The following is a 21898-nucleotide window of genomic DNA, read 5'->3' as shown; positions in this document are numbered from 1 at the left end:
TTCAGACCTCCTGCCGGGTCGGACGTTGATGCAGCCGCGAGGCCAGCAGCGCGCCCAGGTGATACAGCGCCAACAGGTTGATGGCCGCCGCCAGCGGCAACCAGAACAGGTCCCGCTTGGGTTGATGGCTCAGGGTTTTGACCTGGTGCGGGGTGATGCGGTCGAGGGTGGCGTACACCTGGTTCAGGCTGTCACGGTCTTCGGCGCGAAAGTACTGGCCGCCGGTGCTTTTGGCGATGCTTTGCAGGGCGGTGAGGTTGACCTTGGCTTCGCCTTCGGCATTCGGGTCGCCAATGCCGATGGTGTGAATCACCACGCCTTTGGCCGCTGCCATTGCGGCGGCACGGGTCGGGGGGATGGCGCTGTGGGTATCGTTGCCATCGGTGAGCAGGATCAGCACCTTTTCCGGCTCGTGGGCCTGGTCGAGCAGTTTGAGGCTCAGGCCAATGGCATCGCCGATGGCGGTGTTGGGCCCGGCCATGCCGATTCCCGTGTCTTCGAGCAGCAACGACAGGCTGGCGTGGTCAAGGGTCAGCGGCGCCTGGGGGTAGGCGCCGCTGCCGAACACGATCAGGCCGATGCGGTCGTCCTTGCGGCGCTGGATAAAGTCCTGCACCACCTGTTTGACGGCGGCCAGGCGGTTGATCTTTTGCCCGTTGGCGTCCGTAAAATCCGTGGTTTCCATCGATTGTGAGATGTCGATGGCCAGCATCAGATCGCGCACCGGTTGCTGGCGTTCGATGGGCTTTTCGACCCACACCGGTCTGGCCACGGCCACCACCAGCAACGCCCACACCAGCAGATTGAGCAGCAGTTGCCAGAGGTTATGCCGCGTGCCGGCGGCCTGTGGCGCCTGGTCGATGGCGCGGCTCATGGCGTTGAAAAACGGCACTCGCACCGCGCTGCAGGCCTCGCGGTACGCGGGCAGCCAGCGGTAGCCGAACCACGGCAAAGGCAGCAACAGCAGCAACCAGGGGTAATCAAACTGCCACATGGTGTAGCTCCACCCAGCGTGTGCAGGTCTCGAACAGGTACTGGCGCTGCGTGTCAGGCAATGCCAGCAACTGGTCATCCGGGGCATAGGCCAGGAACGCCAGTTGCTCGCTGAAATCGTCTGGCAGCGGTTGCGGGCTGTGGCCGCGCAAAAAGTCTTGCCAGGCCGCCCCCTGCAACGGGCCAACAGCCTGTGGGGCCGGCATGGACAGGGCCACGCGCTTGAGCAGCGTGGGCAGCTCGCGCAAGGTGGCGATCGGGTCGTTGGCCGCGCGCAGCTGGGCCAAACGCTGCAAGGCCTCGCGCCGGTAGCGGTTACGCCGCCAAAGCCAGTAAGTGCGTGCGGCCCAGACCGCCAGCCCGGCCAGTACAACCCCCAGCAACGCCCACCAGCCCCAGGTCTGCGGCATGTAACTGACGGGCGCAGGCAAGGCCAAGTTTTGCAGTTGATCAATGCTGGGGATGGGAGTGGTCATCGACGCGGCCCGCCCAGTTTGCCCAGTTCAGTGCGCAGTTGGCTGTGGGCATCCAGCTCGGTGCTGAACATCATCAACGGCACCTGGCTGCGGCGCAGCAGGCTGGCGATGTCCTTGAAGCGGCCGCTGAGAAAGTCTCCCAGGGGTTGGCGAATGTGGGGGTGCTGCACCGCCAGCTCCACTTGCAGTTGACCCTGGGTCACCAGCAAGCGGCCGTTTTTGGGCAGGTCCAGCGCCAAGGGATCGTAGACCTGCATCGCGATCACATCGTTGTGCACCGCCAGTTGGCGCATCAGCTGCAGGGTGCGCGGGCCTGCACCGGCGAAATCGCTGATCAGGCAAATCAGGTGGTCATGGCCGGCTACGGCAAGGCAGTGTTGCAGCACCTTGTCCAGTTGGTCGGCGTCTTCGCAGTCGGGTTGCGTGGCATTGAGCAGCTGGTTTTGCTGCACGATTTTGCTGCACAGCGCTTCGACCCGTTTGCGGCTGCGCAGCGGGGCGATGCTGTCGATGCGCTGGTCGTTGAACACCAGCCCGCCAACCCGGTCGCCGGCGTTGAAAACCATCCACGCGGCCAATGCGCCTAGCTCGGCGGCGGTGGCGGATTTGAAGCTGTGGCTGGAGCCAAAAAACATCGACATGCGCTGATCAACCAGGATCAGCGCCGGGCGGTCGCGCTCTTCGGTAAAGGTGCGTACCACCGGTTTGCCGGTGCGCAACGAGGCCCGCCAGTCGAGGTGACGCAGGTCGTCACCGGGCTGGTAGCGGCGCAGTTCGTCGAAATTCAATCCACGGCCCCGCAAGCGCGAAGCATGGTTGCCCGAAAGGATGCTGCCCTGGGGTTGGCGGGCGACAAAACTCAACGCACGCGCCTTGAATTCCAGCGCCATCAATTGCGCCAGACACACATACACCAATCCATCGGCGTCCTGCTGTGGAGCGTACATCGGCAAGTTCCTCAGGCCGGTATTGCGACTTTTTCGAGCAGTCGGTGGAGCACTTGATCGGCGCTGACGCCATCGGCCACTGCGTCGTAACTCAGTTGCAGGCGATGACGCAGCACCGGATGCACCACCGCGCGCACGTTATCGGGCGAAACGAATGCCTGACCGCGCAACCAGGCGTCGGCCCGGGCACAACGGTCCAGGCCGATGCCGCCCCGGGGGCTGGCGCCGATGGCGATCCAGCGCGCCAGGTCGGGGTCGTAGTCGGCGGGGTGCCGGGTGGCGTTGATCAGGTCGATCAGGTAGCAGTCGATGGCGGGCGAGACGGTCACCGCACTGACTTCACGGCGGGCAGCAAAAATGGCCTCCTGGCCAAGGGCGAACCCCGGCGCAGTGTCGGCGCTGGCGCCTTGCGCCTGTTCCTCGGCCCGCAGCATGCGCAACACTTGCGACTCGTGCGCAGGGTTGGGGTAGTCGAGCAATACCTTCATCAGAAAGCGGTCCATCTGCGCCTCGGGCAGCGGGTAGGTGCCTTCTTGCTCGATGGGGTTTTGGGTGGCCAACACAATAAACAGCTCGGGCAATTGATGGCTGTTGCCGGCCACGGTGATCTGGCGTTCTTCCATGGCTTCCAGCAAGGCGGCCTGCACCTTGGCCGGGGCGCGGTTGATTTCGTCCGCCAGGATAAGGTTGCCGAACAGCGGGCCGGGCTGGAACATGATCTGGTTCTGGCCGTCGACCTGATGCAGCACCTCGGCACCGGTGATGTCCGAAGGCAACAGGTCGGGGGTGAACTGGATGCGGCTCATTTTGGCGTCCAGGTGTTTGGCCAGCGCCTTGACGGTACGGGTCTTGGCCAGCCCCGGCAGGCTTTCCAGCAACAGATGCCCGTTGGCCAGCAGGCCGACAATAATCTGTCGGATAACCTCATCCTGCCCCAGTACCGATTCGGCGATGCTGGCTTGCAGGGCGTTAAGATCGTTGAGCGTTGTCATAAAGCATTCCTTGCTTAAGCATGATTACCAGGGCGCGGGGACCACTACAAACTGCACGTTGCCGCCTACGTAACGCGGTTGGTACCAGGTGGGTCCGCAGTGCTGATACGCCACATTGTTGGCCATCACCGACACGCAGTCAGGAGGTACGCTGGTTACCTGCGAGCCGATGGCTATGGCCGTGGTTGCACCTACCACAGCTGCTGCGGCCCAAGGGTGATACCAGTTATCAGGAGGCGGGGGCGGTGGAGGAGGCATGGGGCGTGGAGGCGGCATGGGCCGGGGCGCCGGGTAGGGGTGCGGTTGCGGATAAGGGGGCGGCCCCGGTTGTGGATGCGGATGCTGACCTGACTGAGGGTGTGGTTGTGGCATGGGGTGTGGAGAGGGCGGATACCCCCCATTGTGGGGCACAACAAAGGTGCGTGCTCCGCCACCACTGCGTATTTGCCAGGCCATGACCACCGAGGTGTGCAACAGGCTGGCGCCGAGTACGCCACAGAGCATCCAGTGTAGGCGCTTCATGGTTGCGCCTCCGGGCTGTACTTGCTGGGGGCCCATTGCAATGGCACTTCCTGGGCGCCTTGGGGTGGTTCGAATTCGAAACTGCTGGCGCTGATCGCCGGTTTAAGTTGCCAGGTAAAATCCACGCTGTGGCGCGGATGTTCGGGGATATCGCGGCGGCTGATGATCAGGCGGCAGGGTAGAGGTTGTTCGCCTTGGCGTAGCCATAGTTGCCAGTCGATATCGTCCTGGCGCAAGGCGTAGTGATCGCAGCGCTGACCTTCCAGAGTGTCACTGCCAATCAGCACGGCGGAGCGCAAGCCGGCTTGTTCCGAGGTGTTGGCGTTCCAGCGAAACAGATCGGCCAGTGGCAATTCAATACCGTAACGGGTGTTGAGCAGGTCGATAAGTGCATTGATGCTCGCTGGCGCAGGAGCGCTGGCGTAGTAGGCGCTGGGGCTCTGGTAGAGAGTAAAGCGCTTTCCGTTGTAATAGAGCGTGCGCCGCACGCCTTGATTGTCGACCGAGACCATCAGCTTGTCCGGCTGTTGGGCCAGCAGTTGGGTGGTATGACGAAACTCGACAGTCTGGCCGTTTTCCAGCACTTGGTCAGTCAGGCTGCTGGCCTCGATGCCAAACTGCCTGAGGCTGCGCAAGTAACTGCCCATCCGCTCCAGTGCCTGCACGGCTGCGGGTTCAATGGCTATGTTCCCAGCGGCATGGACCTGTCCGGTAAAGACCAGGAGCAGGCCGAGCAAGGCAGGACGCAAGGCGAGCATGATGGCGGCCTCTACCAGACGTACTGCATGCGCAGGGTCCAGGTGGCGATATCTGGTGACCCTTTGCGCTCGGCCACAGTGTCGGTGTAGGCCAGCAGGCCGCCAAACTGGGGTGTGAGCATAAAGCCCACGCTGGCGCCTGCCAGGGTGCTCTCCTGTTTGTTGTCCTGCCAGTCGCCGTCGATTTTGGTCTCGCCGCCGCGTGTATAGGTGGCGTCCAGTGAGGCCCAGAGGGCGCGATTAATGGTGTAGCTGTAATGGCCCTCAATGGCATACAGCGGCTTTTGCTCAAGCTTGCTGTCGCCTTGGTATTCGTCGTTGTCACCGAACAGCGAAACCCAGGTGTTCAGTTCAAGCCAGGTAGGGCCAATGGGCGTGCCAAAGCCTATTTCCGGTTTGAATACCCAGCGGTTGGCGCCGATATTGATCACCCGGTTTTTGTCGTAGTCCCCGGTAGGCGTAGTCACCCATAGCGCCAGTGAGAAAGGTCTCGGGAGTCCATTTGGCAAACTCCTCTTTGCTCAGGGCAGGGCCGCCGAAGATGTTATGAGCCAGCACCACTTGGGTGTCGCCCATGCCGCCGTTGTGCTTGGTGCCAGTGAAATAGCGCGCATTGTCAAAAGACGCCGACAGGTCGGCATAGGGCTGCAGGAGCTGGATCGCAGTGTTGCGGCCCTCTACGGAGAACGAGCGGGCATAGCGCAGGATGTAAACATCAGCATTGAGCGACAGGCCTTTGATGGGCAAGGCCGTGTCGATGGGGGTGTTACTGTCGACGCGGTTGTAATAGCCGAACAGCATGTTGAGGTCGGTGGGTGTATTTTGCCAATCGCGGGCGTTATCGGCCCAGCTCGCCAGCGGCGTCAGGACCAAAGTGAGTGCCGTGACACTGGCTTTACGGACGGTGCTTGATCCCATCGTATTGCTCCTTCAATTGCCCTTTGGCGGTCTATCGTCCGATGCCCGGCGAATTTATTGTTAATTGAAGCTAGCAGTAACCCCGGACTTCGCTGGCTGGCGGATGAAAAACTGCTGATTCTGTGGCCTGGGTCACTGATAAAAGACGAGCGGTTATCTGACGTGAATCCTCTGAAGGCACTGATTCTAATGGCGACTACTGGATATTTAGCCACCGGTTAGCGCTGGCCGCGTGCTATCGTGTTGACCTTTATTGAGGGGATTTCCAATGCGAATGCTGATTGGCGTTTTGAGCCTGGCCTTGCTGGCCGGTTGTGTGTCTCCTGCGATGGACACTGCCCGCAGCAAAGCCCCGGTCCGGGTGCTGGCGTCAGATAAAGCCACGGCGCTGGTCGCCGAATGCATCAAGTTTTCGTGGGAAGACGAAAGCGTTTTCGGGGTAGATGCCAGTGCCTATCTCAACAGCGACAAGGCTGGTCAGCAGACGGTGTATACCCGTGGCGCAGAATCCTTTGCCGATCTGGTGCCGCAAGGTACGGGCACTGCGGTGAGCTACTACGCCAAGCAACCGGGCGACGCTGCAGCCATGCGCCGTTTGGCGATGCTGGCGACATGTTTGTAAGTTCTTGAGGGTGCTGCGGTGGAGTTGAAGCAGGGGTTTGTCCTGACCCGGCATTGGCGCGATACGCCGTCGGGGATCGAAGTCGACTTCTGGCTGGCCACCGATGACGGGCCGCAGCACGTACGCCTGCCTTATCAGACCTCAACCGCGTTTATCCCGACGGTGCAGCTCGCTCAGGCGCAGGCCCTGTTGCAGGATGAGCGTGGCGTGGAGTTTCGTGAGCTGCAGCTCTGCGATTTTCAATCGCGACCGGTCATGGGCCTTTACTGCCGTCAGCATGCCCAGTTGATGGACGTCGCCCAGCGTCTGCGGCGCGCCGGGGTCGATGTGTTCGAGGCCGATGTGCGCCCGCCGGAACGTTTTCTGATGGAGCGTTTCATCACCGCCCCGGTGAGTTTTGGCGGACGGGCTCAGGGCGATGGATCGCTACTGGATGCCAGGATGAAGCCGCATCCCGATTATCGGCCGCGCTTGAAACTGGTCTCGCTGGATATTGAAACCAGTGCCCAGGGTGATCTGTATTCCATTGCCCTAGAGGGCTGTGGCCAGCGTCAGGTGTACATGCTGGGCAAAGCCACCGAGGCGGACACTGCGGTCGATTTCGATCTTGAGTTCTGCGCTACCCGCGGCGACTTGCTGCTGCGCCTGAACCAGTGGATGGCACAGCATGACCCCGATGCGATCATCGGTTGGAACGTCGTGCAATTTGACCTGCGGGTGTTGCACGAGCATGCCCGGCGCCTGGGTATCCCGCTGCTGCTGGGGCGTGCGGGCAGTGAAATGCAGTGGCGCGAACACGGCACCCGCAATAATCATTTCTTCGCCAGTGCGGCGGGGCGATTGATCATCGACGGTATTGAGTCGTTGCGCTCGGCAACCTGGTCGTTTTCCTCGTTTAGCCTGGAAAATGTCGCCCAGACCCTGCTCGGTGAAGGCAAGGACATCAGCACGCCGTATCAGCGCATGGACGAAATCAACCGCATGTTTGCCGAAGACAAGCCTGCGCTGGCGCGTTACAACCTCAAGGATTGCGAGCTGGTGACGCGGATCTTCGCGAAAACCGAGTTGCTGACCTTTCTGCTGGAACGGGCTTCGGTCACGGGCCTGGAAGCAGATCGCAGCGGTGGTTCAGTGGCGGCGTTTTACCATTTGTACATGCCGTTGATGCACCGCCAGGGCTTTGTCGCCCCCAATCTCGGCGACAAACCACCCCAGGCCAGCCCCGGCGGCTTTGTCATGGAGTCCCAGCCGGGGCTTTATGAGTCGGTGCTGGTGCTCGATTACAAAAGCCTTTATCCGTCGATTATCCGCACCTTTCTGATCGACCCGCTGGGGCTGGTAGAAGGGTTGCGCGACCCGAGTGACGAGGCCTCGGTGCCAGGCTTTCGCGGGGCGCGCTTTTCGCGAACCCGGCATTGCTTGCCTGCCATTGTCGAACGGGTGGCCAATGGTCGCGAAGTCGCCAAGCGCGAAAAAAACGCACCCTTGTCCCAAGCCCTGAAAATCATCATGAATGCGTTTTATGGGGTGCTGGGTTCCAGTGGCTGCCGTTTTTTCGATACGCGGCTGGCGTCGTCGATCACCTTGCGGGGGCATGAAATCATGCTCAAGACCCGGGCATTGATCGAGGCCAAGGGTTACAGCGTGATCTATGGCGACACCGACTCCACCTTCGTCTGGTTGCGTAGCGAGCACAGCGAAGACGACGCCGCCCGTATCGGTCGCGAGCTGGTGCAGCACGTCAACCAGTGGTGGCAGGCCCATGTGCGTGAAGAATACGGGCTCACCAGTGCGTTGGAGCTACAGTTCGAAACCCACTACAGCCGGTTCCTGATGCCCACGATTCGCGGCGCCGAAGAGGGCAGTAAAAAGCGCTATGCGGGATTGGTGGCCCATGCGGACGGGCGTCGGGAGATGGTCTACAAGGGGCTTGAGACTGTGCGCAGCGACTGGTCACCGCTGGCCCAGCAGTTTCAGCAAGCGTTGTACCTGCGCATTTTCAATCGCCAGCCCTATCAGGACTATGTGCGGGATTTTGTGCGCAGCACTCTTGCGGGCGAGCATGACGAACTGTTGATTTACCGCAAGCGTCTGCGTCGTCAACTCAGTGATTACGAACGTAACGTACCGCCCCATGTGCGGGCGGCGCGGCTGGCCGATGAGTACAACGACCAGCAGGGGCGGCCCCGGCAGTACCAGAACGGCGGCACTATCAGCTATGTGATTACCGTGGCCGGCCCCCAGCCCTTGGAAAATCGCACCGCAGAAGTGGATTACGACCATTACCTGACGCGTCAGCTACAACCGGTGGCGGACGCGATTCTGGTGTTTGTCGACGACGACTTCAGCGCGCTGGTGGGCGGGCAGATGGGGTTGTTTTAAACGTCGCTGCCGGGGGCAGTTGCCTTGGACTTGGCGCGATCCTTGGCGGCCTTGGCTTCAGCGGCCAGGCATTCCAGGCAGAACTGCTCGGCGTAGCTCATGATGATTTCTGTGGTATCACCCTTGATCGTGCGCGAGCCCGCGAGGATGTAGCGCATGCGCTTTTCGGTCACGCCGATGCGCTGGGCAATCCAGGCCGGGGTCTGGCCGATGCGGTCGACCAGTTTGTTGGCGTATTCGGTGGAGTGGTTGTAGCGTTCAGCGTTGGGAAACATAGGGGGTCCATAAGCGTGGGGATAAAGCCGGAGGGCAGGGTACTCCTTTTCATCGCAATCGCCTGTATTTAAACCGCCGGGCTGACGGGATACCTGGCGGCTAAGGTTTTGCCGGCCTGATCAAGCTTTCAGCCGGGATGCCAAACATCTCATGCAGTTTCCAGATCATGGGCAGTGTCAGCGCCCGCTTGCCATTAAGCACCTCGTAAACCCGGTTCTGCCTGCCGATAGCGGGCACCAGGTCGGCAGGTGACAGTCCGGACTGCTCCATCCTGAAGCGTATGGCCTCTATCGGGCTGGGCAGGTCCATCGGGAAGTGCTTCGCTTCATAGGCTTCAATCAAGGTGATCATGACATCGAGGTAGTCGCCTTGCGGGGTGCCTGGTTCCGGCTCATTGTCGAACAGAGGGGAAACAGCCTTCAGGGCGTCCTGGTAATCTTGTTCAGTACGGATTGGGCGAATATTCATGGGTTACTCCATTTCAACGGTATCGGCATCAATGGCGTCGTACTGTTTGTGGGTGCCGACGAACTTGATGTAAAGGGCGCTGAAGCGGTAAGCCACGGCGACCACGAGTCGATACTCATTACCTTTGATGTTGAAAACGACTCTGCTGCTTTTGAGAATGCTGGCATGGCGAAACTGGGCCTTGATGTCGGCGGGTGTTTGCCAGTCGGCCTGCCTGGCCTCATCTATCCAGCAAAGGAAAGACTGTTTCGAGCCCGGGTGCTGTTGCCAAAATTTTTTAAGCTGACTGGTCGCAACAATTCTCATAGAATGATCCTAGTCCCATAGTGGGACTTTAGCAAGTGACTTCCATTTCTAAGCGGCTATTCAATTACCAAGTCCTCCTCGTTAATACCAGACACAAACTTCAAGAAAGTGTGTGGCGCCCCTTATGCTCCAAATCACGTGCCTCCTGGTATTTCTGAACTAGAGTTCCTCTCACTAATCAACAGGCACGAGAGGGAACTTCATGACTGCGCTGGATGTTTTTTGGGTCGGATTGGGGGGCGGGCTGGGGTCTTTGCTGCGCTGGTGGATCGGACTGCGGGTGGGGCAGTTCTATAAGGGATCATTCCCGCTGGGCACGTTTTTGATCAACGTCAGTGGCGCCTTTGTGATCGGTTACTTGAGCATTCTGTTTACCGTGGACTGGCGTGACCGCTACGGCGACTTCCTGAGTGCTGCCGTGCTGACTGGTATTCTTGGCGGCTACACAACGTTCAGTAGCATGCAGCTGGATGCTTCCAAACTGGCCAAGGCGAAGGATCGTGCATGGGCGGCAGGTTATCTGATCATCTCGGTACTGGTCGGTCTGGCCGCCGCCGCATTCGGCGCCTGGCTGGCGCGCTGACACAGGAGCAAACACCATGTTGAACATGATTATTCTGATTTTCGTCGGCGGTGCGTTTGGTGCCATGTGCCGCGAATTTGTCATGCTGTCGGTGCCGCGCCTGGCCGACGGCTTTCCCATGGATATTTTTGTCGTCAATATCGTCGCCGCCTTCCTGCTGGGGGTGGCCACGTCGCTGTTCAAGAGCAACCGGATCAATCAATACGTACACGTCATGGTCGGCACAGGGATCATGGGCGGGCTGTCCACGTTCTCCAGTTTTGTGTTCGGTGCCGTTGAGATGATGAAAGACCCGAGCGGTGTATTTGTCTCCATCTGCTATCTGGTGCTCAGTCTGGTGATCGGTTTTGCCGCCGTTGAGTTCGGCCTGGTGGCCGGGGCCAAGGGCACGCCTGCCCCCGATACCTCGCAATAAAACATGATAAAGCCCTCAACTGTGGGAGCGAGCCTGCTCGCGAATGATCTTCGCGAGCAGGCTCGCTTCCACAGAACACCGCTCGTGTTTATGCCAGGGACGTACGCTTGCCGAAGAACATCTCGGTGATCAGGTCATTATTGATTTGATCGCCCTGCAGGGTCCGCACCAGCAGCTCACTGCCCAGCAATGGCAACGACAGCACCATGGTCGGGTTGACGCGTTTGACCTTGGGCATGTTCCGCGTTTCGTTGACCAGCGCGATGATCTGGGTGTCATCTCCGGCGACTTCCTTGGCCGCCAGAATGGTGAACACGTTTTCGGCGTCGCTGTCGCACAGGGTCACGATGTATTTGGCGTCCTCGGCACCGGCCATTTTCAGGGTTGCAGCTGCCGATGGGTCACCCTCAATGATGTCAGCTTTTTCGGGCAAGTCGTGCTGGCTGCCGGTGGTGCACACGACCGTGACGTGCTCGCCGCGATCAGTCAGGCCTTTGTAGACGTTTTGTGCCAGTGAGCCGACGCCAACGAGGATGTAGTGATTTTTACGGGCCATGTGGGTAATCCTGCCTTTAACGATTCGTTGGATGTTGTTGCTGATCAGCGGGCCGGCAATGGACGCCACCGAGATCGCGAAGATGGTGATGCCCAGAATGATCACCGTCAGGGTGAAAAACCGCGCATCGGTGGTGTGCGGGACGATGTCGCCAAACCCCACGGTCGACATCACCACAATGGCGAAGTAGAAAGCTGACGGCAGGTCGGTAACGGGGGGTGCGAATCCTTCACCGATGTAGAGCGTGCCCAGCGTGCTGTAGACGATCAGCGAGGCAATGCTGACCACCGCAAAGAAGCTGCCTGTGGCCAGACTGTAGTGGTCGAACCGGCGCCAATAGAAGGCCAGTACCGCAAGGGTGAAGAGTGAAAAGAAGGTCACGCCGTCGGGTTTCTTAAGGATAAAGACATCAACGCAGACGGTGGCCACTAAGAGCAATAATGCGAAAAACCAACTGATGCGCGACTTGATCAGCAGCCCCAGTGACATCAGTACCAGTACAAATCCCACCACAAATCCGGGTATTTCGAGTAAATCTAAAAATCTTAAGGCCTCCTTCCAGGAGTCAAATGAGCCAGAGACTGTATTGGCGTGAGCAATACCACGCTGCAACACCGGCAAAAATAAAAGAAAGCCATTGATCGCCACCAACAAGGCGACTCCATAGGCAAAGGAGATCCGATTTTTTACGTCCTGTAATAAAGTCATGGCACCTACGACGCGTCTGTTGAGGGGTGAAGGGAGTGTAGGTCAGGTTTTTATGCCTGCCACACGGGGGGCCGAGTGCTTGGCCTTTATCAGGTATTGGCAGCCAGTTGGTCATAACCGCGGAGGTAGTAGTTGAGGGCCGAAATTAACCAGCACAGCACAAACATGCCGATGATCCAGTAGCCAATTTCGCCGAAGTTTTCACTGATGGCATTGATCGGTGTCCATATTCCCCCTGTTAGCTCCAGCTTGTCGGCAATCAGTCCCAATGCCTCGATGCCGCCGATGAACAACGCAACCACCACCGAGGCGGCAGTAATGGTGATGTTGTAATAGAGCTTGCGCACCGGTTTGGAAAACGCCCAGCCGTAGGCACCGATCATCACGAAGTTGTCCAGTGAGTCGATCAGGGCCATGCCCACCGCGAACAGTATCGGGAAGACCATGATCGACCACAGGCTGATGCCGTGCGAGGCACTGGTGGCGCTGATGCCCAGCAGGCCGATTTCGGTGGCGGTGTCAAAACCCAGGCCAAACAGAAAACCCACCGGGTACATGTGCCAGCTTTTATCCACCAGGTTGAACACCCGGCCAAAGATCCGCGCCATCAGGCCACCCTTGTTGGTGGAGATCAGGTCCAGCTCTTCGGGGGGCAGGCTGTGGCCAGCCTTGACCAGCCTGAACTTCTTGTACACCGAGATCAGGATCACCAGGTTGAGCACGCCGAACAGCAGCAGGAACACCGATGACACCAGGGTGCCGATCAATCCGCCGGTTTCATGGAACCACTCCATGTCGTCCTTGAAAGCCAACGCCGTGACGGCGATGGCAAAGGATGCCAGGACCACGATGGTGGAATGCCCCAGGGAGAACCAGGTGCCTACGGCAATCGGTCGTTTGCCCTGCTGCATCAGTTTGCGGGTGACATTGTCGATGGCTGCGATGTGGTCGGCATCCACGGCGTGGCGCAGGCCGAAGCCGTACGCCAGTAATGCGGTGCCCATCAGTATCGGGTTGTTGCCGAACTCGATAAAGGCCCAGGCCCAGGCAAGGAGGTTGGCCAGGACCAAACCGGCCAGCAGGTAAATGGCACGACGCGTGGTGTTCGACGGTTCGGCACCGGCAAGGGGTCGGGCAATCACGGTCATGGGAAGACTCCGGCAAGGCATCGAAAGTTATTGGCGGTGGGCCGGCATGACGTCTTTGTTAGGTACCAGAAATAACCATGAAGCCAGCACAAAGGGCATGGTCAGTGTCGGGATACCTGCCGGGCCCAATACTGTATTCAAGGCACCTTGTACAAATACAGTGAAGATTACGCCCACCAGGGTGTAGATCAGCACTCGCCAGCTGGGTTTGTTGAACGTTGACCCGAGGGCGATGGCCGTCAGTACAGCGCTGAATGCATACAGGCCGTTATTGATGCTGGTGTGTTCGGCCTGCAGGACCACCGCGGTCAGCACGGCCAGCAGCGAGCCCAGAAGGCCGAACACGGCTGCCCATAACGATGACACCGCCAGCCCTGCCAGAAACAGCACGCTACCAATCACCGTGCTAATCAGAAACACTTCAGAGACGCCGTAAAACGTACTTTTGAACAGGTCGATGCCGTCGAACAGATTGCTGTTATAGGCGATCAGGTCGTGGGGCAGGTTGGGGACGGGCAGTGAGCTGTTTTCCAGTCCGCCAAAGGCATAGCTGGCCAGCAGCATGGTCCAGGTTACGAGTACGAAGGGGGCGGTCAGTGCGGCGACTTTCCAGGTTTTCAGGATGTCGGCAATGCAGATGGTGACGATTACCGAGACTGCGCTGCCCAGGATGATGCACAGCCACAGGATGGGGGTGACGGCGAGAAAGGTCGGCAAGGCAACACCCACCAGGCAGCCGTTATAGCCGTACAGACCGGCTTTCCAGGACGTGTGGTCCTTGAGGTGCATGCCGGTGAGGGTTGCCACTACGGTGCCCAGTACGCTGCCGTAGGCCACGGCCGGATTACCTTCGGCAAAAGCCCCGACAAAGATCGCAGCGAAAAAAAACAATCCGGTCAGCGGATTGTTCTGGAACATGACCTGAGCGCAACCGCGCAGGGTGACGTCGATAAACTCAAGGACGACGTTGCCATCCGCCACTTTTGACCACTTGGATGCAGTTTCCATATTGACTCTCCCAATTATGCATTCGGCCAAGAGCCGCCCTGGTAATGCTATGTCCCCCTGTGGGAGCGAGCCTGCTCGCGAACAACCTTCGCGAGCAGGCTCGCTCCCACAGTTGACCTTTCTGTAGCCTCTGACGAACAACGCGAAGCTACACAGCTACTTCCACAGAAACTGCGGTTGCAGTGTCAAACCCAGAATCTCTTCGCGGGCAACTTTCCAGAACTCGCGGATTTGCGCCTTGACCTCACCGCTGTCATTGCCCAGCACCTTGAAAATCAGGCCGCAGTCGTTCGGCAGGCGGGTGACGCCGCTGGCCAGCCCTGCAGTCATGTCGAAGAGCGCCGGGATGCGCTCCACAATCCGGTTGTGATGCTCTTTGGGCGTGAGCAACACCACGTTGCCGAACACGTCGAAGGTTTGCATGACGCCAATGGCGTCCAGGCTCTCCTTTTTCGGTTCAAGAATGTACTTCTCGACAAACAACTCACGGCCCTCAAGGTTTTCAGCGCTCACTCGCGAGGAGTACACGTCAAAACCGAAGCGCTCATCGATGTGGTGGTATTTGCGCCCCGACATCAACACTTCGCAGTAGATCGCCGTCGCCGTGGGATGGATCTTGATCTGGGTGTTGGTGATAAACCGCGCATTGCGATGGGGTATGAGCGGATCTGGCATGAACTCCAGATAGCCGTCTTCCTCGATCCGCAAGTGCTGGATTTGCGTGGCGTAGTTGGCATCCATCGAATGCACTTTGGTCGCTGACTGGGTGGTGACGTGCCCGCAGGCACCCACCCCCACCGTGACGTCAGTGGCCAGGCGATCGCCCTGCAGCACGCAGCCTGAAGTTGAAATCATGGTCACGCAGGGCAGTTGGGGCATCACCTCGTCCCAATACAGGGCCCGCTGTACCAGCGACGGTACCCGCCGCTCCATATCCGCCAGCACACTGCGATTGCCGCGTTTTTCAAAACCCAGTCGCAGGTAGCCGCTTTTACCTGCGGCACCGCTTTGCATTTGCGGTGGTTCGTCCTGGTACTGGGACAGCTCCGGCGCATCATTGCCTAATGAGTGAGCGCGAAGCCGTGACGGGGTGTTCACGATCTGGCTCTGCGCTGTCATGCAGTGACCTCGCTCTTGACCGCCGGTTTTTGTGCGAACAGGAACATGTGTTCGATCATGTCCACCAGCTCTTCAATGCCGTGGCCGGTTTTGCAGTTGGTGAGAATGTACGGGCGGTTGCCGCGCACCACTTTAGTGTCACTCTCCATGACATCCAGGCTGGCGCCGACATAAGGGGCAAGGTCGATCTTGTTAATGATCAGAATGTCGGCCTGCACCAGACCCGGGCCGTTTTTGCGCGGGATTTTTTCGCCTTCGGCCACGTCGATCACGTAGATGTAGAAGTCGGCCAGGGCAGGGCTGAAGGTCAGGGTCAGGTTGTCGCCGCCGCTCTCGATCATGATCAGGTCGCTGTCGGGGAACTTTTCTTCCATTTCTTCGACCGCCGCAATGTTCATGCTCGGGTCCTCACGCACTGCCGTGTGCGGGCAGGCACCGGTCTCCACGCCCAGGATTTTGTCTTCGTCCAGGATCCCCTTGAGGGTGCGTTTTACCTGCTTGGCGTCTTCGGTGGTGACGATGTCGTTGGTGATGATCAGTGGTTTGTAGCCACGGTTGATCAGAATCGGAGTGATCACTTCGATGATCGCGGTTTTACCTGAACCGACCGGGCCGCCAATACCAATACGAGTAATCTTTTTCACGGTTATTTCCTTACCAGATAGGGGAGCTGATTGAGCGTTGACCCTGTCAACGCAGGCCACGGGTGTCAGTTCATGAATAGTCGTACGTGGGCTTTGACGTGTACGGCGGCAAGCACATCGACGATGGGTACATAGGAGGACATTTGATCGATATCGCCGATTTCAGCGATATCGCAGAAGGCTTCAATGTCATGGTTGAGTTCGAACAGAATGTGCTGGGTGTCCAGGTGCGTGACCCGCATCAAGCGCATGGCGGCGCTGAGAATGGTCATGGCGACACCGTACTGGTGCATCACCACCACTTCCCTGGCGCCAATGCCCTGGGTCGACATCACTACGGCCTGGGTGACGGGGTAAGTACCCGCCGCATTGCCGGCCTTGATCTGCTCCAGCCACCAGCGGACCAAGGGTTTTTCGACGACATGGATCGACATTTCGGCCAGTTTTTTACCCATGCGGGTGGCCATCAGCCGACTTTCTTCGTTGAGCTTACGGTTATTAACCGCCCAATCAGCGCGCAAAATTGCGTCGCGGTCGTCGGCGACGCAGGCCCGGTGGGCTGCGACGACGCCCATGCCGTCACAACTGGCCGCTTGTTTGAGAGCCGTGAGGACAAAACCCTTGAGGGTCGCGACATCGTGAACGATGCCTTTCTGAATGGCGGATTCCACGCCGTTCGAGAACGAAAAGGCACCGACTGGCAATACGGAATCGCCAAACTGCATGATGCGAATTAGATCTGATGCGTTCATCAAAGCGCCTTCTTGCCGGATTCAGTGCTTATGGCTGTGAAACGTATGGCCATTGTCGTGGCTGTGACTGTGCGAGTCTTTGCTGTGCAGGCCCTGGATCTTTAGGGCTGCGGCGTCCAGCTTGTCTTGCGGGCTGGCCACGTGAACGTGGGTGTCGGTTTCTTCGGCGCCGCCAAACAGCAGACGTGCTTCTGAAGTAGTCAGCAGCGGCAGGATTTCAGCGCCGCCGACAAAGGCATACGGCAAATGTTGAAAACCGTGGGTGCGCATCACCGAGTCCATCATTTTGGTTTCGACCGTGAGAGGGATGTACACCTCGTTGTTTTTGGTCACGGCTTTCCAGTGTTGGTTGCCCAGGGCATGGCCCAGTTCAAAGCTGGTTTTGATCAAAACGTCCAGGGGTTGCTGTTTAAGTTCCTTGAGGTCAATCACCATCACGTCACGCAGATTCAGTTGCACCACCACCGCAGTGTTGGTGGCGTCGTCCCACAGCAGCACATCACCGTCGGACAACACGACGTTGCGCTCCAGCGAGATACCCAGGTCCAGACCGCCGAGACTGGTGCGCCGGCAGCGGCTTTTTTGCGCTTCACGCTGGTCCAGCACCAGCAGGTCGACATTGGCGCCTTCCAGTTTCTGTTTCCAGAGCGTGTCTTTCTTGGCGTTACCCAGAATGTGTTCAATCAAAATCACGTCGCAAACTCCTTCCCCGAATCATTTGCCGGGCGTTTGCCGCCGGGGATGAATGCGCTCCCGGCGGCTGCCCGTTCAGACTTTAGCCAAAGAAATAACGCTGGTTCATGGTGGCCACATCGATGGGTTTGCACGTGGCGTGCACACCGTCGACTTTTACGGCGAAGGTTTCAGGGTCAACTTCGATATTCGGTGTCTGGTCGTTGCGCACCAGGTCTTTTTTGGACACGGTGCGACAGCCCCGGACTGCCACGACCTGACGTTCAAGCCCGGCTTTTTCTTTCACGCCGTCTTCAAGCGCCGCTTGCGAAACAAACGTGACGCAGGTGTCTTGCACGGTTTTACCGTACGCGCCAAACATCGGACGGTAGAACACGGGCTGCGGAGTTGGCAGGGAGGCGTTCGGATCACCCATTGCCGCCCAGTTGATCATGCCGCCCTTGATGACCATCTTCGGCTTGGCACCGAAGAAACGCGGGTCCCAGAGCACCAGGTCGGCCATCTTGCCGACTTCGACCGAGCCCAGCACATGGCTGATACCTTGGGCGAGCGCCGGGTTGATGGTGATCTTGGCCACGTACCGCAGTACACGGAAGTTGTCGTTGTCGGCACTGTCTTCCGGCAGTTTGCCGCGTGAAGCCTTCATCGCATGGGCGGTCTGGATCACGCGCAACCAGTTTTCACCGACCCGGCCCATGGCCTGAGAGTCACTGGAGAACATGGAAATCACGCCCATGTCCTGCAGCACGTTTTCGGCGGCAATGGTTTCCGGGCGTACCCGGCTTTCGGCAAACGATACGTCAGCCGGCACGTTGGGGTTAAGGTTGTGACAGACCATGATCATGTCGAACAACTCGGCCTGGCTGTTGACGCCGTAGGGCAGGGTCGGGTTAGTCGAACTCGGCAGCACGTTGCTCTGGCTCGCCACCTTGATGATGTCGGGGGCGTGACCGCCGCCGGCGCCTTCGGTATGGAAGGTGTGAATGGTGCGACCCTCGAAGGCATCAATGGTGTCTTCGACGTAACCACATTCGTTCAAGCTGTCGGTATGCACCGACACCTGGACGTCCATCTCATCGGCAGTACGCAGCGCATGGCGTATGGCGTTTGAAGTTGCGCCCCAGTCCTCGTGAACCTTAAGACCGGCTACACCGGCGATGATTTGTTCGACCAGCGGATCGCGGCCGAAGGAGTTGCCCTTGCCCAGCATGCCGACGTTGATCGGCAGACCTTCCAGCGAGCGCAGCATCTGGCGGATGTTCCACGGGCCCGCGGTCACGGTGGTGCCGTTGGTCCCGTCGGTAGGGCCGATGCCGCCGCCGAAGAAGGTGGTCACGCCGTTGGACAGCGCGTGATAGGCCTGTTGTGGCGAGATCAGGTGAACGTGGGTGTCGATCCCGGCTGCGGTCAGGATCAAATGCTCACCGGAGATGGCGTCGGTGCTCACACCCACCACCAGACCGGGGGTCACACCGCTCATGGTGCCCGGGTTACCGCTTTTGCCGATACCGACAATCTTGCCGTCACGCACGCCCACGTCGGCTTTGATCACGCCCTGGATCGCGTCGATGATGGTGACGTTGGTGATCACCAGGTCCAGTACGCCATTGTCCCGGGTCAGGGTGTTGTCAGCCCCCATGCCGTCGCGCAGGGATTTGCCGCCGCCGTAGACGGATTCTTCGCCGTAACCACGTAAGTCCTTTTCAATCTCGACAAACAGGTTGGTATCACCCAGGCGGATTTTGTCGCCCGTGGTTGGGCCGAACAGGCCTGCATATTCTTTGCGTGAAATGGTTGGCATCGGTGGCTCCTTTTCTAATGCCGCGCGGGCGTCAATGACTAAACGGCGCGAGTGCAAAATATGAAAATGCTGTGGTTACTTGTCGTTGGTGGGCTTGGCCGGCTTGGAAAATTTGAAGCCGTGATCGACCGCGCGCTGAATGGCCTGGAGTTTTTCCGGGCGTTCATGGTTGCTGGTCATTTTGTCCGGTGCCCAGCCATCGACCAGGTTGTTGAAGCCGTAAAGGGTTTGCTTGCCACCGTACGGAATCAGCGGCACTTCAATTTCATCGCCCGGCTCGAAGCGGATGGCGGTGGTAGCCGAGATGTTCAGGCGCTTGCCAAAGGCTGCGGCACGATCGAACTCAAGGGCACGATTGACTTCGAAAAAATGAAAGTGTGAGCCGATCTGGATCGGGCGATCGCCGGTGTTGCGCACTTTGACTTTGGTGACGGGACGGTCTTCGTTGAATGTGATCGGGGTGCTGGCGAAGATGGTCCCGCCCAGAGGCACGTCAGCTTCATTGCCCTTGTGTACGCCGCCAGGGTTTTTGGCGTGAGGGATGTTGTGCTTCGGGTGGGTGTCCTGGTGCGGCCCTGCGGTCTCTTTAGTGCTCATGACTGACTCCTCAAAACGTGAAAGTTTTGCGTTAACCGGGTTTGGAACAGGCGGTTACTTGATCGGGTCATGGACCGTGACCAGACGGCTGCCGTCGGTGAAAATCGCTTCGACCTGAACGTTGGGAATCAGGTCGCTGACACCTTCCATCACGTCATCTTTGGTCAGCACTTTGCTGGCCTCGGTCATCACATCTTCAACTGACTTGCCGTCTCGCGCGCCTTCCAGTGCGGTCACGGTGATAATTGAAACAGCCTCTGGATAGTTCAATTTCAAGCCGCGAGCCTTGCGCCGGAATGCGACGTCCGAGAGGGTGTAAACCATCAGCTTTTCGACTTCTCTGGGGGTGAGCTGCATAAGCCCTCCTATCTACAGTGCGGTAAGAATTAAAGTTCTGGAGTGCGTGTCAGGCGTGCGCGCATGCAAAACACTCCACACGTCGGGACCGTGCAAAGGCTGGTTGAGGTTTGAGTGGTTTTTGGGTGCAGGTGGTCGTTTCATGGGCTCAACCGTTCAAATCCATTAATACGGGTGCGAGCAGAGCCTAGACCATAATTCTCGGCAGGCCAGGTGAGGCTGTAGGGTGGTAACAGGGTGTTGACAGAGTCTGGAATTGGCTGATTTTTATTTTTATTGTTTTAAAACAATAAATTACATATTTTTTATTTGCTTTTTTGGCTGGTGTTTATAGCTAAATACGCATTTTTAGAGTCCGAAAAATCCTCATCTTTTGTGCGTTAAGTCATCTAAATGGGTCAAGAGCATTGGATTAATAGGGCCTTATGCAAGCGTCATAATTCTTGCATGAGACCCTGCGAATTCACCATTCAGGCAGCTGCCATGAGGTTATTTCTGATCCGCCAGCTTGTCGTTTTTAAACAAGTGCTTGTGGGGGTTCGGATAGAGTGCGCTGTGCAGTTGATCATTGAGTTCGGTCAGTTGCCTGAGCATTTCCAGGCTCAGCCACACATAGGCATAAAAGGGTGTTTCGCTGATCTTGCCATCAAGACTCTTGAGCACAAGTTCATGCAGGTCGTGGGTTTTTTGCCGCAGTTCGCCACTGATCTGGTTGTTTGAAATGCCCAGGGTCAGCTTGTTCTGGAGTGATTCGAGCGCTTGCGGGATCAGGTGGTGGAGGTCGCTCAATGCCGGTTCGCTCTCAATCAGCAGATGGCTTTCGCGTGAAGACCAGTATGCATCGATCATCAGGCTCATGGTCGCCAGCATGTTGCGGTGCAGGGTTTGCACTGCCTCGAACACGTGTGGCTTGAGTTTGGTCTCTTTGCTGGCGGGAGCGATATAGCTGCGCAACTTGATGATCGTGTCCAACTCATCCTTCAGCTCATCCTCCAGATCGGGCCGCTCGGCGATCCGGGGGGAAAAGTACGCCGAATACAGTTCGTTGATCTTGCCCAGACTTGCACTGAGTTTGATCCGCAGATCGGTGTAGGCCCTTAACGGGTAAATGCTGGTGTAAAGCATGGCCAGTATCGAACCTGCCAGTACGTAACCACTGCGGGTGAGTGCGGACTCCATGTCATTGGGCGGCGCGCAACTGACCACTGCCAGCGTTGCGCCGATCAGCAGGGCCATATAAGGATGCTTGCCCAGCGTCAGGTAGCCTGCGATGAACATCAGGACGCCGGACCACAACAGCATGAGGGAAAACGAGTAGGTTTCCAGGTACAAACCCACGAGCCCCGACAGCGCACCAATGATGGTGCCACCGGTACGTTGCACGGCTCGTGACGAGACATTACCCCAATAAGGCTGCGGCCCCATCACGATGAGCATGGTGATCAGGGCATAGGAGGCGCCGTCGAGCTTGAAGTAACGAATGACAACGAAGGTAATCAGGAACGCCAGACTGATACGGGTGGCATGGATCCAGTGGTTGTATTTGCAGGCCAGTTTTTCCAGATTTGAAATCTTTTTGCCCAGCTGCATAGAGTCCCCAATCGTTGTAATGGATTGGGCTGCCAGCGTAGTTCAGGATGGGTGGCTCCACCACTCAGGATGGCTCTACTTTGGGGCGGGGGAGAAATGGCAGGCGTAAAAAAGGCCATTACCATCATGGGGATCCGGTAATGGCCAAAAATCTCAACCAAAGAGAGCGTCAGGCATCAACCTGACGGGCGGCAATGTATCAATGTCACTCTTAGTTAGCTAGCTAAGTGTGAGCGAAACTGTTTTACCTGATGCGCAATAATGGTG

At 58.2% G+C, this 21898-nt stretch carries 23 protein-coding genes and 2 pseudogenes; 4 read left to right on the top strand and 21 right to left on the bottom strand.

What is annotated here, in order from left to right; all coding sequences use genetic code 11:
- Position 1 precedes the first annotated feature (1 nt).
- The 7 genes and pseudogenes from RGV06_RS05070 to RGV06_RS05040 all read right to left on the bottom strand — a co-directional run bounded on the left by RGV06_RS05070 (position 2) and on the right by RGV06_RS05040 (position 5606).
- On the bottom strand, positions 2-994 hold the full coding sequence (locus RGV06_RS05070) for a vWA domain-containing protein (protein WP_019826033.1): 993 nt from the start codon (positions 992-994) through the stop codon (positions 2-4).
- Positions 981-1469 (bottom strand): DUF4381 domain-containing protein, encoded by a 489-nt coding sequence (locus tag RGV06_RS05065; protein WP_019826032.1) that lies wholly within the window; start codon positions 1467-1469, stop codon positions 981-983. Before RGV06_RS05065 ends, RGV06_RS05070 begins: the two co-directional genes overlap by 14 nt.
- A complete protein-coding gene (locus RGV06_RS05060; protein ID WP_322149511.1) occupies positions 1466-2416 on the bottom strand; it encodes a DUF58 domain-containing protein in 951 nt (316 codons plus the stop codon). Before RGV06_RS05060 ends, RGV06_RS05065 begins: the two co-directional genes overlap by 4 nt.
- An 11-nt stretch (positions 2417-2427) precedes the next feature.
- The gene (locus tag RGV06_RS05055) at positions 2428-3408 is read right to left on the bottom strand and encodes an AAA family ATPase (RefSeq protein ID WP_322149510.1); all 981 of its coding nucleotides are present in this window, start codon (positions 3406-3408) and stop codon (positions 2428-2430) included.
- A 24-nt stretch (positions 3409-3432) separates the two neighbouring features.
- Positions 3433-3930, bottom strand: coding sequence for a hypothetical protein (locus tag RGV06_RS05050; protein ID WP_148561519.1), 498 nt, complete (start codon positions 3928-3930; stop codon positions 3433-3435).
- A complete protein-coding gene (locus tag RGV06_RS05045) occupies positions 3927-4688 on the bottom strand; it encodes a DUF2092 domain-containing protein (RefSeq protein ID WP_046808623.1) in 762 nt (253 codons plus the stop codon). Before RGV06_RS05045 ends, RGV06_RS05050 begins: the two co-directional genes overlap by 4 nt.
- Positions 4689-4699: 11 nt before the next feature.
- Positions 4700-5606: pseudogene (locus tag RGV06_RS05040) on the bottom strand (transporter).
- Positions 5607-5874: 268 nt separating this feature from the next.
- Between RGV06_RS05040 and RGV06_RS05035 the strand changes: the two are divergent.
- Positions 5875-6228, top strand: a complete 354-nt coding sequence (locus RGV06_RS05035; RefSeq protein WP_037032389.1) for a hypothetical protein — start codon at positions 5875-5877, stop codon at positions 6226-6228.
- Positions 6229-6246: 18 nt separating this feature from the next.
- Positions 6247-8610, top strand: coding sequence for a DNA polymerase II (locus RGV06_RS05030; protein ID WP_322149508.1), 2364 nt, complete (start codon positions 6247-6249; stop codon positions 8608-8610).
- Here the strand turns inward: RGV06_RS05030 and RGV06_RS05025 are convergent.
- The 3 genes from RGV06_RS05025 to RGV06_RS05015 all read right to left on the bottom strand — a co-directional run bounded on the left by RGV06_RS05025 (position 8607) and on the right by RGV06_RS05015 (position 9660).
- Positions 8607-8885 (bottom strand): hypothetical protein, encoded by a 279-nt coding sequence (locus tag RGV06_RS05025; RefSeq protein WP_019826014.1) that lies wholly within the window; start codon positions 8883-8885, stop codon positions 8607-8609. The genes RGV06_RS05030 and RGV06_RS05025 overlap by 4 nt on opposite strands.
- A 100-nt stretch (positions 8886-8985) precedes the next feature.
- Positions 8986-9354, bottom strand: coding sequence for a helix-turn-helix domain-containing protein (locus RGV06_RS05020; protein WP_019826012.1), 369 nt, complete (start codon positions 9352-9354; stop codon positions 8986-8988).
- Positions 9355-9357: 3 nt separating this feature from the next.
- Positions 9358-9660 carry a type II toxin-antitoxin system HigB family toxin gene (locus RGV06_RS05015; RefSeq protein WP_019826011.1) on the bottom strand — a complete coding sequence of 101 codons (303 nt, stop codon included), beginning with the start codon at positions 9658-9660 and terminating at the stop codon, positions 9358-9360.
- Positions 9661-9862: 202 nt separating this feature from the next.
- Between RGV06_RS05015 and crcB (RGV06_RS05010) the strand changes: the two genes are divergently transcribed.
- Both crcB (RGV06_RS05010) and crcB (RGV06_RS05005) read left to right on the top strand, forming a co-directional pair.
- The gene (crcB, locus tag RGV06_RS05010) at positions 9863-10243 is read left to right on the top strand and encodes a fluoride efflux transporter CrcB (protein ID WP_019826008.1); all 381 of its coding nucleotides are present in this window, start codon (positions 9863-9865) and stop codon (positions 10241-10243) included.
- 16 nt (positions 10244-10259) lie between these two features.
- Positions 10260-10658 carry a fluoride efflux transporter CrcB gene (gene crcB, locus RGV06_RS05005; protein ID WP_046808625.1) on the top strand — a complete coding sequence of 133 codons (399 nt, stop codon included), beginning with the start codon at positions 10260-10262 and terminating at the stop codon, positions 10656-10658.
- A gap of 88 nt (positions 10659-10746) precedes the next feature.
- Here the strand turns inward: crcB (RGV06_RS05005) and kch are convergent, their stop codons facing one another.
- The 11 genes and pseudogenes from kch to RGV06_RS04950 form a co-directional block, all read right to left on the bottom strand.
- Positions 10747-11922, bottom strand: coding sequence for a voltage-gated potassium channel protein (gene kch / locus RGV06_RS05000; RefSeq protein WP_046808626.1), 1176 nt, complete (start codon positions 11920-11922; stop codon positions 10747-10749).
- An 89-nt stretch (positions 11923-12011) separates the two neighbouring features.
- Positions 12012-13070, bottom strand: coding sequence for a HoxN/HupN/NixA family nickel/cobalt transporter (locus RGV06_RS04995; RefSeq protein ID WP_046808627.1), 1059 nt, complete (start codon positions 13068-13070; stop codon positions 12012-12014).
- A 27-nt stretch (positions 13071-13097) separates the two neighbouring features.
- The gene (gene yut, locus RGV06_RS04990) at positions 13098-14078 is read right to left on the bottom strand and encodes an urea transporter (protein WP_019828477.1); all 981 of its coding nucleotides are present in this window, start codon (positions 14076-14078) and stop codon (positions 13098-13100) included.
- A 156-nt stretch (positions 14079-14234) separates the two neighbouring features.
- Positions 14235-15197, bottom strand: coding sequence for an urease accessory protein UreD (locus tag RGV06_RS04985; RefSeq protein WP_019828476.1), 963 nt, complete (start codon positions 15195-15197; stop codon positions 14235-14237).
- Positions 15194-15841: an urease accessory protein UreG gene (ureG, locus tag RGV06_RS04980; protein WP_019828475.1), complete on the bottom strand. Its 648-nt coding sequence runs from the start codon at positions 15839-15841 to the stop codon at positions 15194-15196. Before ureG ends, RGV06_RS04985 begins: the two co-directional genes overlap by 4 nt.
- Before the next feature lie 65 nt (positions 15842-15906).
- On the bottom strand, positions 15907-16593 hold the full coding sequence (locus RGV06_RS04975) for an urease accessory protein UreF (RefSeq protein WP_019828474.1): 687 nt from the start codon (positions 16591-16593) through the stop codon (positions 15907-15909).
- A gap of 21 nt (positions 16594-16614) precedes the next feature.
- On the bottom strand, positions 16615-17286 hold the full coding sequence (gene ureE, locus RGV06_RS04970) for an urease accessory protein UreE (RefSeq protein ID WP_019828473.1): 672 nt from the start codon (positions 17284-17286) through the stop codon (positions 16615-16617).
- An 82-nt stretch (positions 17287-17368) separates the two neighbouring features.
- Positions 17369-19087 (bottom strand): urease subunit alpha, encoded by a 1719-nt coding sequence (locus RGV06_RS04965; protein ID WP_046808628.1) that lies wholly within the window; start codon positions 19085-19087, stop codon positions 17369-17371.
- A 195-nt stretch (positions 19088-19282) separates the two neighbouring features.
- Positions 19283-19579, bottom strand: a pseudogene (locus RGV06_RS25735) (urease subunit beta); the annotation flags it as partial.
- 159 nt (positions 19580-19738) lie between these two features.
- Positions 19739-20041: an urease subunit gamma gene (locus RGV06_RS04955; RefSeq protein ID WP_016781195.1), complete on the bottom strand. Its 303-nt coding sequence runs from the start codon at positions 20039-20041 to the stop codon at positions 19739-19741.
- A gap of 489 nt (positions 20042-20530) precedes the next feature.
- A complete protein-coding gene (locus tag RGV06_RS04950) occupies positions 20531-21631 on the bottom strand; it encodes an FUSC family protein (protein ID WP_322149506.1) in 1101 nt (366 codons plus the stop codon).
- Positions 21632-21898: the final 267 nt, after the last annotated feature.

The sequence above is a fragment of the Pseudomonas sp. CCI3.1 genome (assembly GCF_034313985.1).
In the GTDB taxonomy this organism is placed as follows: Bacteria; Pseudomonadota; Gammaproteobacteria; order Pseudomonadales; family Pseudomonadaceae; genus Aquipseudomonas; species Aquipseudomonas psychrophila.
This window is presented reverse-complemented; position numbering and strand designations above follow the sequence as displayed.

Excerpts from the sequence above, each read along its gene's own strand:
- RGV06_RS04985 (WP_019828476.1), bottom strand. The coding sequence starts at position 15,197 with ATGACAGCGCAGAGCCAGATCGTGAACACCCCGTCACGGCTTCGCGCT.
- yut (WP_019828477.1), bottom strand. The coding sequence starts at position 14,078 with ATGGAAACTGCATCCAAGTGGTCAAAAGTGGCGGATGGCAACGTCGTC.
- RGV06_RS04955 (WP_016781195.1), bottom strand. The coding sequence starts at position 20,041 with ATGCAGCTCACCCCCAGAGAAGTCGAAAAGCTGATGGTTTACACCCTC.
- RGV06_RS05035 (WP_037032389.1), top strand. The coding sequence starts at position 5,875 with ATGCGAATGCTGATTGGCGTTTTGAGCCTGGCCTTGCTGGCCGGTTGT.
- RGV06_RS05050 (WP_148561519.1), bottom strand. The coding sequence starts at position 3,930 with ATGAAGCGCCTACACTGGATGCTCTGTGGCGTACTCGGCGCCAGCCTG.
- RGV06_RS05015 (WP_019826011.1), bottom strand. The coding sequence starts at position 9,660 with ATGAGAATTGTTGCGACCAGTCAGCTTAAAAAATTTTGGCAACAGCAC.
- RGV06_RS05045 (WP_046808623.1), bottom strand. The coding sequence starts at position 4,688 with ATGCTCGCCTTGCGTCCTGCCTTGCTCGGCCTGCTCCTGGTCTTTACC.
- RGV06_RS04975 (WP_019828474.1), bottom strand. The coding sequence starts at position 16,593 with ATGAACGCATCAGATCTAATTCGCATCATGCAGTTTGGCGATTCCGTA.
- kch (WP_046808626.1), bottom strand. The coding sequence starts at position 11,922 with ATGACTTTATTACAGGACGTAAAAAATCGGATCTCCTTTGCCTATGGA.
- RGV06_RS05025 (WP_019826014.1), bottom strand. The coding sequence starts at position 8,885 with ATGTTTCCCAACGCTGAACGCTACAACCACTCCACCGAATACGCCAAC.
- crcB (WP_019826008.1), top strand. The coding sequence starts at position 9,863 with ATGACTGCGCTGGATGTTTTTTGGGTCGGATTGGGGGGCGGGCTGGGG.
- RGV06_RS05020 (WP_019826012.1), bottom strand. The coding sequence starts at position 9,354 with ATGAATATTCGCCCAATCCGTACTGAACAAGATTACCAGGACGCCCTG.
- RGV06_RS04995 (WP_046808627.1), bottom strand. The coding sequence starts at position 13,070 with ATGACCGTGATTGCCCGACCCCTTGCCGGTGCCGAACCGTCGAACACC.
- RGV06_RS05065 (WP_019826032.1), bottom strand. The coding sequence starts at position 1,469 with ATGACCACTCCCATCCCCAGCATTGATCAACTGCAAAACTTGGCCTTG.
- RGV06_RS05060 (WP_322149511.1), bottom strand. The coding sequence starts at position 2,416 with ATGTACGCTCCACAGCAGGACGCCGATGGATTGGTGTATGTGTGTCTG.
- RGV06_RS05055 (WP_322149510.1), bottom strand. The coding sequence starts at position 3,408 with ATGACAACGCTCAACGATCTTAACGCCCTGCAAGCCAGCATCGCCGAA.
- RGV06_RS05070 (WP_019826033.1), bottom strand. The coding sequence starts at position 994 with ATGTGGCAGTTTGATTACCCCTGGTTGCTGCTGTTGCTGCCTTTGCCG.
- crcB (WP_046808625.1), top strand. The coding sequence starts at position 10,260 with ATGTTGAACATGATTATTCTGATTTTCGTCGGCGGTGCGTTTGGTGCC.
- RGV06_RS04965 (WP_046808628.1), bottom strand. The coding sequence starts at position 19,087 with ATGCCAACCATTTCACGCAAAGAATATGCAGGCCTGTTCGGCCCAACC.
- RGV06_RS04950 (WP_322149506.1), bottom strand. The coding sequence starts at position 21,631 with ATGCAGCTGGGCAAAAAGATTTCAAATCTGGAAAAACTGGCCTGCAAA.